The sequence below is a fragment of the Candidatus Methanoprimaticola sp. MG2 genome, from assembly GCF_047501175.1.
Classification (GTDB): Archaea; Thermoplasmatota; Thermoplasmata; order Methanomassiliicoccales; family Methanomethylophilaceae; genus Methanoprimaticola.
Genome location: NZ_JBEQWH010000018.1, coordinates 1 through 10,252, shown reverse-complemented (window position 1 = coordinate 10,252; position 10,252 = coordinate 1). Strand labels below are relative to the sequence as shown.

At 60.0% G+C, this 10,252-nt stretch carries 11 protein-coding genes; 8 read left to right on the top strand and 3 right to left on the bottom strand.

What is annotated here, in order from left to right; genetic code table 11:
* Positions 1 to 225 precede the first annotated feature (225 nt).
* Entirely contained in the window at positions 226 to 1,677 is a 1,452-nt protein-coding gene (locus tag V5D86_RS09410) for an RtcB family protein (protein ID WP_414596430.1), read from the top strand.
* Here V5D86_RS09410 and V5D86_RS09405 read toward each other — a convergent pair whose 3' ends face one another.
* Positions 1,678 to 2,991: an HD domain-containing protein gene (locus tag V5D86_RS09405; protein WP_414596429.1), complete on the bottom strand. Its 1,314-nt coding sequence runs from the start codon at positions 2,989 to 2,991 to the stop codon at positions 1,678 to 1,680. It lies immediately after the preceding gene.
* The gene (locus V5D86_RS09400; protein WP_414596428.1) at positions 2,984 to 3,475 is read right to left on the bottom strand and encodes a PUA domain-containing protein; all 492 of its coding nucleotides are present in this window, start codon (positions 3,473 to 3,475) and stop codon (positions 2,984 to 2,986) included. The genes V5D86_RS09405 and V5D86_RS09400 overlap by 8 nt, the downstream gene beginning before the upstream one ends.
* 176 nt (positions 3,476 to 3,651) lie before the next feature.
* Between V5D86_RS09400 and V5D86_RS09395 the strand changes: the two genes are divergently transcribed.
* On the top strand, positions 3,652 to 4,512 hold the full coding sequence (locus V5D86_RS09395) for a DUF368 domain-containing protein (RefSeq protein ID WP_414596427.1): 861 nt from the start codon (positions 3,652 to 3,654) through the stop codon (positions 4,510 to 4,512).
* A gap of 208 nt (positions 4,513 to 4,720) precedes the next feature.
* Here the strand turns inward: V5D86_RS09395 and V5D86_RS09390 are convergent, their stop codons facing one another.
* Positions 4,721 to 6,412, bottom strand: a complete 1,692-nt coding sequence (locus tag V5D86_RS09390) for a DUF5591 domain-containing protein (RefSeq protein ID WP_414596426.1) — start codon at positions 6,410 to 6,412, stop codon at positions 4,721 to 4,723.
* 72 nt (positions 6,413 to 6,484) lie between these two features.
* On the opposite strand from V5D86_RS09390, the gene V5D86_RS09385 reads away from it, so the two are divergent.
* Genes V5D86_RS09385 through V5D86_RS09360 form a run of 6 tightly spaced genes read left to right on the top strand, consistent with a single transcriptional unit; the run spans position 6,485 to position 10,190 of the window.
* Positions 6,485 to 7,156, top strand: coding sequence for a hypothetical protein (locus tag V5D86_RS09385; protein ID WP_414596425.1), 672 nt, complete (start codon positions 6,485 to 6,487; stop codon positions 7,154 to 7,156).
* Positions 7,157 to 7,213: 57 nt separating this feature from the next.
* Positions 7,214 to 8,146, top strand: coding sequence for an aspartate carbamoyltransferase (pyrB, locus tag V5D86_RS09380; protein ID WP_414596424.1), 933 nt, complete (start codon positions 7,214 to 7,216; stop codon positions 8,144 to 8,146).
* Complete coding sequence (gene pyrI / locus V5D86_RS09375) at positions 8,143 to 8,619, top strand: aspartate carbamoyltransferase regulatory subunit (protein ID WP_414596423.1); 477 nt, start codon at positions 8,143 to 8,145, stop codon at positions 8,617 to 8,619. The genes pyrB and pyrI overlap by 4 nt, the downstream gene beginning before the upstream one ends.
* 4 nt (positions 8,620 to 8,623) lie before the next feature.
* Complete coding sequence (locus V5D86_RS09370) at positions 8,624 to 9,154, top strand: AAA family ATPase (protein WP_414596422.1); 531 nt, start codon at positions 8,624 to 8,626, stop codon at positions 9,152 to 9,154.
* Entirely contained in the window at positions 9,151 to 9,414 is a 264-nt protein-coding gene (locus tag V5D86_RS09365; RefSeq protein WP_414596421.1) for a hypothetical protein, read from the top strand. The genes V5D86_RS09370 and V5D86_RS09365 overlap by 4 nt, the downstream gene beginning before the upstream one ends.
* A gap of 53 nt (positions 9,415 to 9,467) precedes the next feature.
* On the top strand, positions 9,468 to 10,190 hold the full coding sequence (locus V5D86_RS09360; protein WP_414596420.1) for a DUF92 domain-containing protein: 723 nt from the start codon (positions 9,468 to 9,470) through the stop codon (positions 10,188 to 10,190).
* Positions 10,191 to 10,252: the final 62 nt, after the last annotated feature.

The window sequence follows — 10,252 nt, the reverse complement described above, 5'->3', positions numbered from 1 at the left end:
TTCATTCGTTCACAAAACGAGGCGATCACCCCCGGCCATTGTTGAAGCAATGACTATAATGGTGTGAGAGATTCCAGTCCTCAAACCAGAAAACATGGAAGTGTGTGCTGTGATGAATCCAGAACAATCTGGAACATGCAGGGTGACGAGGCCCGGCGTCCGCACTCATTTTCGTTTTTTATCATCATAAAGCGATTGTCCTTACCGCAATCGGAGAGTGAGTCAATGACGTACGAGGGGAAGCTGAGCAGGATCGATGACAACCGGTGGGAGATCCCCATGGACGAATCCACCGGGATGAGGACCAACGCGGTCATCTATGCGAACGAGGCCATGATCTCCAGCATCCGCGCGGACAACGCCCCTCAGCAGGCGGCCAACGTCGCATGCCTCCCAGGGATCGTTGGGAGCTCCATGGCCATGCCGGACATCCACTGGGGATATGGATTCCCGATAGGCGGGGTCGCCGCCGTGGATGCGGACTCCGGGTCCATATCCCCCGGGGGCATCGGCTTCGACATCAACTGCGGGGTGCGCCTCATCAAGACCGACCTGACCCTGGACGACCTCGGCGACAGGAAGAACGCACTGGTCGACGAGCTGTACAGGAACGTCCCGTCCGGCCTCGGGTCCAAGGGGCTCACCAAGATCGGATACAAGGAGCTCGACGAGATCCTCATGAACGGCTCCGAATGGGCCGTGGAGAACGGATACGGGTGGGAGGAGGACCTCGACTCCACAGAGGAGCACGGCCATATGAGGGATGCAGACCCGTCGAAGGTCAGCGACAAGTCCCGCAAGAGGGGGCTTCCGCAGCTCGGCTCGCTCGGATCGGGGAACCATTTCCTCGAGCTCGACGTGGTCGAGAACGTGTTCGACGAGCAGACCGCCAAGGCATACGGCCTTAAGGAAGGGGCCTTGACAGTCACGGTCCACTGCGGGTCCCGCGGGTGCGGGCATCAGATCGCCACCGACTACCTCCAGGAGATGGAGCGCTACGTCAAGACCCACTCCGTGGACCTCCCCGACAGGCAGCTTGCATGCGCCCCCCTGGACTCCAGGCTCGGGGAGGACTACTACAGGGCGATGTGCTGCGGCGCCAACTACGCCTGGGCGAACAGGCAGATGATCACCCACTGGGTCAGGGAGTCGTTCGAGAACATCCTGGGCGATTCGGCCGAGTCGATGGGCATGGGCGTGGTGTACGACGTCGCGCACAACATCGCGAAGATGGAGAGGCACGATGTCGATAAGCACGCCGAGAACGTCCTCGTCCATAGGAAAGGCGCCACACGCGCGTTCGCCCCGGGCAGGCCCGAGGTCCCAATGAAGTACCGCGATCACGGACAGCCCGTCATCATACCCGGGGACATGAGCGTAGGGACCTATGTCCTCGCGGGAAGGAAGGGCAGCATGGAACAGACGTTCGGGTCCTCGTGCCACGGGGCCGGGAGACAGATGTCCAGGAAAGCGGCGGTCAGCACGCTCACTGTGGACGGGGTCATGCGCGAGATGTCCGAGAGGGACATCTACCTCCGCAACGGGACCATCGAAGGGGGCCTGGAGGAGGCTCCCGAGGCGTACAAGGACGTCGACCAGGTCGTCCGTGTCGTCTGCGACGCGGGACTGACCGCGAAGGTCGCGAAGCTGACGCCCATAGGCGTGATAAAGGGCTGATCAGAGGCCCAGGACCTTCATGGAGGCTCTTTCCACAGCCTCCACCCTGTCCTTCGGACAGGCGATGACGACCGCCCATCCGTACGGGTCCCTGGACTGCAGGGACCTGGCTATCGGGGAATACCTGGCCAGGGAGCGTATCCTCCCGTTCTCGTCCGTGATGGACACGTCGGTCTTTCCGATGGATATCTTCCCCTGGAGGTTCTCCTTGGACGTGACCTCCGCCACGACGTCCATCTCGTCCAGACCGGCGGCATCGGCGATGTCCCGCTCCAGCATGCCCGAGCCCCTGCGTCCGGAATACCTCATCAGTACCTCGGCAAGACCGTCGTCCATCTGCTCGCTGTATATCGTCAGGGCCTTCTTGTCCAACATCCTGGCGCGCACGCGGCGGACCTCGTGCGAGGAACGCCCGCCGCACGCTATCAGACGTGCCTCCAGATCGGCATCGCCCAGAAGATGCAGGTCCGTCAGGTCGGCATCGGACGTCTCGACGGCCTTCGTTATCATCCTCTGCGCCACGCGGGTGGTCTCGTGGAAGTAGACCGTGGTGTACATCAGGGAGCGCGACACCATCAGGCCCTCGGCCGCGGTTATGCCGCCACGGCTCAGGACGATCCTGTCGTTGACCACGGACATGGTCTTCAGGAGACGGTCGCAGTCGATCCTGCCGTGGCACACCCCGGTGTGATGGGCGTCCCTCATGAGATAGTCCATCTGGTCGGCATCCACCGGACCGTGGATGATCTGATGCGAGTAGTCCTTGGAGGGGAAGTACTCGTGCTTGTTCCAGAACCGGTCCAGGGCCTCGACGCCCGTGGACTCGGGGGACGATATTATCCCGCAGACCTCCTCGGGGGATATCCCGTCCGCCTCCATGACCTCCGATATGGTGTCCATCCCGCCGTAGAGGTCCGAGTCCTCGTCGCGGAAATACGGGACATTGCCGAAGATCAACGCACGGGCCATGTCCATATGGCCCATGCCGGTCACACCCTCCATCACCGCCTCCAGCGCATGGGAGAACGGCGGATGGCACACGTCGTGGAGGAGACCGGCCATGCGGACCGCGCGGGAATCGTTCCCGCTGAGACCGATGGCCTCGGCCATCCTGCCTGCCAGATGGTATGTGCCGAGACAGTGCTCGAACCTCGTGTGGTTGGCCCCAGGGAAAACAAGGCATCCCAGTCCGAGCTGCCTGACCGACCTGAGCCTCTGCATCTCCGGGCGTTCCAGGATGTCCAGGAAGACACCGTCTATCCCGATGGTGCCGTGGACCGGGTCCTGGATCACCTTGGATGCCAAGTCACTCACCGGTCTTCCAGAGCCTGTCGCCCACGAAGTGGATGGTCTTTACGGCCTTCCCGGACTGCTTGGCGGCAAGGTCCGCTCCCGAACGGAGCGCGACTCCAATGGCGAGCGGCGCACCGTTCTTCATGTCCCTTATCCAGACGAGGTCCCCCTCTGCGATGTCCGGATCGGCCTCGGTTATACCCGGGCCCATGACGTCCGCACCGTTGGTCACGAACGCCACGGCACCCATGTCCACTGTGACGTAGCGCTTGGTGGGACGGTACTTCAGGACACCTCTGATGGTGAGGAAGGGCTTGTCGTCCTTCACGAGTCCGAGGATGTCGCCCTTGACGAATATGAGCCCGTAGTCGGAGCTCTCCGCCATGTCGACGCCGTCCGCTGGGACGAATACGGGAACCCCGCACGTGTCCTCGATCTGTTCGGCGAGAGCCTTGACATCCTTGTCTCTCATCCTCTTCCTCTTGCGGATCATGATGTCTGCCATATGGGATGCCTTAAGCCCATCGCGGATATGATTGTTGGGGCAGGATGGACGGAATCCGAACGTTATCCTGTCCCATATGGGCCATGAAACGGACCGACGCGAACAGGAGGTCCGATCGGATGCGCTGACATGTCCCGTGGAATCCGATAAATACGATTCGCCCCTAATGTGGGAGCATGACACTCAAGGCCGTGAAAGACCTCTTGGTCGGCACCCTGGTCGGTGTCGTCTCGATGCTTCCTGGGGCAAGCGGTGCTACCATCGCGGTCATATTCGGGATCTACGAGAGGCTCATCTCGGACATCGCCGACATACGTCGCAAGCTTCTGCACGATCTCAGATTCATAATCCCTGTGGGGATCGGCATACTGATCGGACTGTTCGTGTGCGCGATAGGCCTGGATTCACTGATGAAGATGTGGGAGATCCCCATGATGTTCTTCTTCGCGGCACTCATCCTCACACAGATCCCCGACGTCATGGAGCTCGGGAACGACGGGAACGCCGTGACGAAGTACAATGTCCTCGCACTCATCGTAGGGATGGTCATCATGTTCGTGTTTCTGGCCATCGGACTCAGCGGAGGAGGTGCCGAGAACAACGTGGACAATCCCATAGTCTGGCTACTGGCCGGTGTCGTCCTCGCGATGTCGAAGCTCGCTCCCGGGATCTCCGGGTCGAGCATACTCCTGGCCGTGGGTCTGTTCGGACCGATGATGAGCGCCATGAAGGATTTCGACATGTCCGTCCTCATCCCCGGTGGCATAGGGCTGCTGGTGGGAGCACTGGCATTCGCCAAGGTCATAGACCATTTCCTAACCAACAACAGGAAATCCACGTACTTCGTCATCCTCGGACTCACCGTCGGATCGGTCATAACGGTGGGCATCGAGGCCTGCATGGGACTGGACGGGACGACGATGATCGTTCAGAGCATCATAGGGATAGTTCTCGGACTCGTGCTCGGGGTTGGTCTGAGCAAGGTCTCCAAGAGATACGCCCAGGAGACCATCGACGAGAAGATCGTCACGGAATGAAGAGAGAACTTGGGTCGTCGGTGCGGACAGGATGGATGGATGGATAAAAATCGCATCCGACGACCCCTGAAGACCAAGCTATTGGTTTCATCTTAAGTCTTCAATATCTTCATTCACGGCTAGGTATTTAAAGAAAAGAAGGGGAGGTCCCCGAAAGGGGGACCACGTTTTTTGATGTCTGGCTATTGCCCGAAAAACCCCGAAAACCTCAGAGTTTGACCTTGTGCCTTGTCTTTACTGCGATGCCTCTCTTGAGGTCCGTCATCTCCCTTCCGCACATCTCGGCCATCCCGACCCCGCGGACCTGCCCGTTGCAGACGAAGATCGCCTCATCCCCTATGCGTATGGAGGGATCGGCACTCACGACACCGATGGCGAAGAGGTTGCCCTTGATCTCGAAGTCCTGGATCTCGACGATGTTGTGACCCAGCCCCGCGACGATCTCGGCGCCCTCCAGCGTCAGGGACACCATGCCCCTCTCCGGGGTCATCATGCCGAGCTGGACCTTCTTGCCGTCCTTCTCGCGGATGATCTTCCAATATGGGAACTTCCCGATGGCGTAGGTGTCCGCGTCCATTATCGCATCGGCGACATCCGCACCGAACTGGAACTGCAGCACACAGCGGACGTAATCGTTCCTCTCCTCCAGATATCCGACCTTGTCCATGTCCTTGGCCGCGGTCCTCAGAGCCTTGTCGAGGTTCTCCAACGACCTGGGGGAGGTGGGGTCACCGACGACCGTGCATTCCATGTCCGCGAGACCCTCGACGAGCTCGTAGTCATCGCCCAGATGGCAGATGACCTTGTCATAGCCCTGCGATATGATGCCTCCGACGAGCTCGCGGATGAATCTCTTCTCCTCGCATTTCCACTCCCCGGTCACGGGGATGTCGTATGCGTTGGCGGGGAAGAACATGTCCAGTTCCCTCGGGACCGCGCCCAGCGGGGACGTGACTATGACCTCGTGGACGAGCGTGTCGTGCTGCGCCGTGTGGATCGCGGATGCGAACGCCCTGTGCGACTTCGAGATGTGATACGGCTTCTTGGCCGAGCACGGGAGAAGGACCAGGATCCTCTTGCACGAAGGCTTGCGATAGTTCTGGATCGCATTCTGGAACCTCATCACCTCGGGGCGTCTGAGCGCCTGTACGGTGTTGCAGCAGAATCTGCATCCGACGGTCGAGCAGGTCTCTTCCGCGTATTCGTATCCGACCCTGTCGTATATCCTCAGGGTGGCCACTCCGGAGGGCACGGATGCGGACCTCTGGTCGCACAGCTCCCTGAGCCTATCGGCCCGGATGAAGTCCCTCACCAGCGCGACCTCCCTCGTCAGCGACTCCACGTTGGATGCTGACTCGTCCTTGCCGGTGTTTATCTCCGCCTCCGGGACGAGACGCATGCCGTTCAGGCCGGCGGCCCTGCTCAGCGAGTCATCGAACATGTCCACGCCCATGTACGACAGGAGGGCGACGGAGGAAGGCTCGGCTATGCCGAGTATGCAGACGAGACGCCCGAACCCCGCGGCCTCCCTCACACGGATGACCGCGTCCACGAGACGGCGGGGGTCGTGCCTCAGTTCGAACCCGTTGGGGATCACCACGATCTCCGCGGAATCGTCGACCCTGAAGTCCTCCGGGAGCGGGAGCCTCACGACCTCGATGCCGTCCTTGACAACGGGCTCGGAATCCTTCCCCGAGTTGGCGGTACTGAGAAGGCCGCTCTCCAGAGGTACCTCCTTCCCGAGTATCCTCAGTACCCTGCCGCCCTCGCCCGCGACGATGCATGCATCGCTCTCCTCGACCGACGAGACGACCAGGGGGGTGGACAACCTCGGCCCGTCCCTTTCTCTCGCATACTCACAGATCCTTCCCCTCTGGGACCTGGCCACGACATCCAACATGTCACGGGCCACGGGTGCGGGGGATATCAACCTTACGCACACCCGTATATGGGAATACTACATTCGGGAGGCATGGTCCACAGGATAGCCAGGAGACTCGTCAGGATGACAGGCCCCGGCCTGGCGATCCAGGAGCTCCTCTACGGCTTCATAATGGAGCTGATCTTCGTCACGGCCGCGAGGATCGGGATGCTCGGGTATGACGGGAAGGTCGACCTGATCCTCATGATCCTGGGCATGAACGCCACATGGGGCGCCATAGACGCGGTCATATTCTACATCGTGGACAGCTTCGACAAGACGAACCATCTGAGGATAATCAACCTCGGGAAGGAGAGCAACGGGAACAGAGAGAAGGCCGTGGAGTACCTCATGGACTCCTTCAGCGGCACGGCCCTCGACACGCTCACACCCGAGGACGAGCGCAGGATATGCTCGATGATCATAGACTGCAGGACCGAGGATGAGGAAGGCCTGAGGAGGGACAAGCGCAGCATGATGATGAGCTCCCTCGGCTGCTTCGTGATAACGATCCTGACGATAGTGCCCGTCGCACTGCCGATACTGGTGTTCGAGGACATCCACACAGGACTGGCGGTCGCCTCGGGGCTGTCCGCGGTGATCATGTTCTTCGTTGGCTACAGGATGCAGAACTACTACATGGTCAGCGGTTGGATGATGGGTATCCTGCTGACCGCGATAGGCTGGACCATCACGATAGTGGCCACGTTCACCGGCGGATGACCGCTGGAATGACGTAATCCCGACACCTTAATACGGTGACGTACCATAGCCTAAGGCATGGATCTATTCGACAAGGACGTTGTATCCATCAGGGACCTGACCAAGGCCCAGATCGAGGGCATCCTGGACCTGTCCCAGGAAATGGTTCCCTACGCATTGGGCGAGAAGACCAAACGTATTCTGGATGGAAAGATCCTGGGTAATCTGTTCTTCGAGCCCTCCACACGCACCAAGCTCTCCTTCGAGAGCGCCGCCCTGAGGCTGGGGTGCGACGTGATCGACGTCTCCGAGATGTCGATGACATCCATATCCAAAGGGGAGACGCTGGCGGACACCATCAAGATGGTCGATGCCTACTGCGACCTCATCGTCCTGCGTCACCCCTACGAGGGCGCCGCCAGGCTCGCCGCCAAGTTCTCGGTGAACCCCGTCATAAACGCGGGTGACGGCGCAGGGTCCCACCCTACCCAGACACTCCTGGACCTCTTCACCATGAGGGAGGCCAAGGGGTCGCTCGACGGTCTGAACATCGTGCTTGTCGGAGACCTGAAATACGGCAGGACGGTCCATTCCCTCGCGGATGCGCTGACCATGTTCGGTGCAAAGCTCACCCTCGTCGCCCCCGAGTCCCTCCAGATGCCCGACGACACCGTCAGCCATCTCAAGGAGAAGGGATGCAACCCCGTGAAGACCGCACACCTCGAGGATGCCATATCCCAGGCGGACGTGCTCTACGTGACGAGGATACAGAGGGAGAGGTTCCCGGACCCTGCCGAGTACAACAAGGTGGCAGGGACCTACCGCATCGACAATGCCATACTGAGGGAGGCTAAGAGCGACATGATCGTCATGCACCCCCTGCCCAGGGTGGGGGAGATCGCGCCGGAGGTCGATGAGACCGCACATGCGAGATACTTCAGGCAGGCGTTCAACGGCGTTCCCGTGAGGATGGCCCTTCTCTGCTCCATACTCGGAGGTAAGATAGAATGACCGAGACACCCATAAAGGAGGTCAAGCTCCCTCCGATCAGGAACGGCACAGTCATCGACCACATAGCCTGCGGTCAGGCCTTGAACGTCATGAAGATCCTCAAGGTCAACGAGAACAACATAGACTCGTCCGTGAGCATAGGGATGCACGTCATCTCCGCCAAGGGCGACAAGTGGAAGGACATCATAAAGATCGAGGACCGCGAACTGGACTCCAAGACCGTCGACAAGATCGCACTCATCGCGCCCGATGCTACGATAGCGATCATCCGCGACTACTACGTCGCGGAGAAGTATCAGGTCCACCTCGAGGACCACGTGGTCGGCCTGGCCAAGTGCAGCAACCCCAACTGCATCACGAACAGGGGGGAGCCCATCACCCCGGAGTTCACCGTGATCGGGAGACACCCTCCCCAGCTCAGGTGCTGCTACTGCGACAGGCTGCTGACCAACATATCCGACAACCTGTTGTGATCCGATGCGCATAATCCTTGTCGCAGGCATGCCCGGTGCGGGCAAGGAGGAGCTCCTCTCGGTCGCCAGAGGGATGGGGCTGCCGTTCCTCCGCATGGGGGACCTCGTGAGGGAGGAACATGTCAAAGCCGGCTGTCCCGGACGCGGCATCCCCGTCGGGCAGTTCGCCAACTCCGAGAGGGAGGAACACGGCAGGGACATATGGGCCAAACGCGCCGTCGCGAGGATGGACGGCGACATATTCCTCGTCGATGGATGCAGGAGCATGGACGAGGTCGACGCGTACCGGGCACAGGGGGAGGAGATCGTCATATTGGGGATCTTCGCATCCCCCAGGCAGAGGTTCGAACGCCTCGTCAGGCGCGCGAGGGATGATGCCCCCGCAGACCTCGACGAGTTCGCTGCGCGTGACAGGCGGGAGATGGGATGGGGCCTGGCGGAGGTCCTCGCCCTTGCCGACGTCATGATCTGCAACGATTCCGACCTGGAATCGTTCAAGACCGCTGCCGCCAGGACCCTGGGGGGACTGGTATGAAATTCACGACCGCCCGCCTCTGCGGAGGGAAATCCCTCATGGCCATATCGGCCGACGAGATGGATCTGGACATGGAGGCGGCGGCGAAACACTTCGAAGAGCAGGGATGTCCCATAACATCCATAGACGACATGATGGTCGTATTCCAATGGAACGGGATGGAGGTCACCCTGTACAGCCAGGGAAAGGTCATGTTCTTCCCCCTCGAGGACAAGTCCCTCTGCATCAAATACGCCACCGAGATGCTGGAATCATTGTGAAGTGCCAGATATCCGAAGCCAACTGATTTAACCACGGTTGTAGATAGGCGTCCATGGAGCATATGTATCTGGTCGTCGCAGCCATCCTGCTGTCGGCCGCCCTCTCGGTCGAGGCATACAAGCTCCGCTGCCTGACGCGTGACGGTGCCGTCGCATCGTTCGCGGTCGGTGCATTCGTCGGCGTGTTCTCCTCGATCAATGCATTCTTCCTTCTCACGGTCTTCACGATAGCCGGATTCTTCGCGACGATGAGAGGATTCGATAAGAAGAAGGCGGAAGGGCTCCAGGAAGGACAGTTCGGCGAGAGGACGTGGAAGAACGTCCTCGGCGTCGGGATGCCACCGTGCATCGCCGTCGCACTCGAAGCACTGGGAATCCTCACCCCGGAGATGTTCACGGTCATGTTCATATCGACCATCACGGTGGCCGGAGCGGATACCATCGCGAGCGAGATCGGGGTGCGCGACAAGAAGACATACATGATCACCACCTTCAAACGTGTGGAGCCGGGAATCAACGGAGGGATATCCGCACTCGGTACCGGCGTGTCCACCATCGCGGCACTCCTCGTGGCGATCCTGGGATGGTTCGTGATAACCGGATCCCTGAGCCCCATGCTACTCCTCCCGTTCGCGATGGGTGTCCTAGGGAACATTCTGGACAGCGTGTTCGGCGCTGTACTGGAGAACCCCGGATACATATCCAAATACACCAACAACTGTTCCACCGCACTCATCAGCGGGATACTGGGTGCTGTGATCTTCGCTTTGATCTGATATTTTATAGTGTGTTTCCTAATTCTGGTGTCATATAGACATCCTCGTGGATTTGAAACGGT

Bases quoted from the DNA above. Each gene is read 5' to 3' on its own strand.
- V5D86_RS09370 (WP_414596422.1), top strand. From the start codon at position 8,624: ATGCGCATAATCCTTGTCGCAGGCATGCCCGGTGCGGGCAAGGAGGAG.
- pyrB (WP_414596424.1), top strand. From the start codon at position 7,214: ATGGATCTATTCGACAAGGACGTTGTATCCATCAGGGACCTGACCAAG.
- V5D86_RS09360 (WP_414596420.1), top strand. From the start codon at position 9,468: ATGGAGCATATGTATCTGGTCGTCGCAGCCATCCTGCTGTCGGCCGCC.
- pyrI (WP_414596423.1), top strand. From the start codon at position 8,143: ATGACCGAGACACCCATAAAGGAGGTCAAGCTCCCTCCGATCAGGAAC.
- V5D86_RS09365 (WP_414596421.1), top strand. From the start codon at position 9,151: ATGAAATTCACGACCGCCCGCCTCTGCGGAGGGAAATCCCTCATGGCC.
- V5D86_RS09400 (WP_414596428.1), bottom strand. From the start codon at position 3,475: ATGGCAGACATCATGATCCGCAAGAGGAAGAGGATGAGAGACAAGGAT.
- V5D86_RS09410 (WP_414596430.1), top strand. From the start codon at position 226: ATGACGTACGAGGGGAAGCTGAGCAGGATCGATGACAACCGGTGGGAG.
- V5D86_RS09395 (WP_414596427.1), top strand. From the start codon at position 3,652: ATGACACTCAAGGCCGTGAAAGACCTCTTGGTCGGCACCCTGGTCGGT.
- V5D86_RS09390 (WP_414596426.1), bottom strand. From the start codon at position 6,412: ATGTTGGATGTCGTGGCCAGGTCCCAGAGGGGAAGGATCTGTGAGTAT.
- V5D86_RS09385 (WP_414596425.1), top strand. From the start codon at position 6,485: ATGGTCCACAGGATAGCCAGGAGACTCGTCAGGATGACAGGCCCCGGC.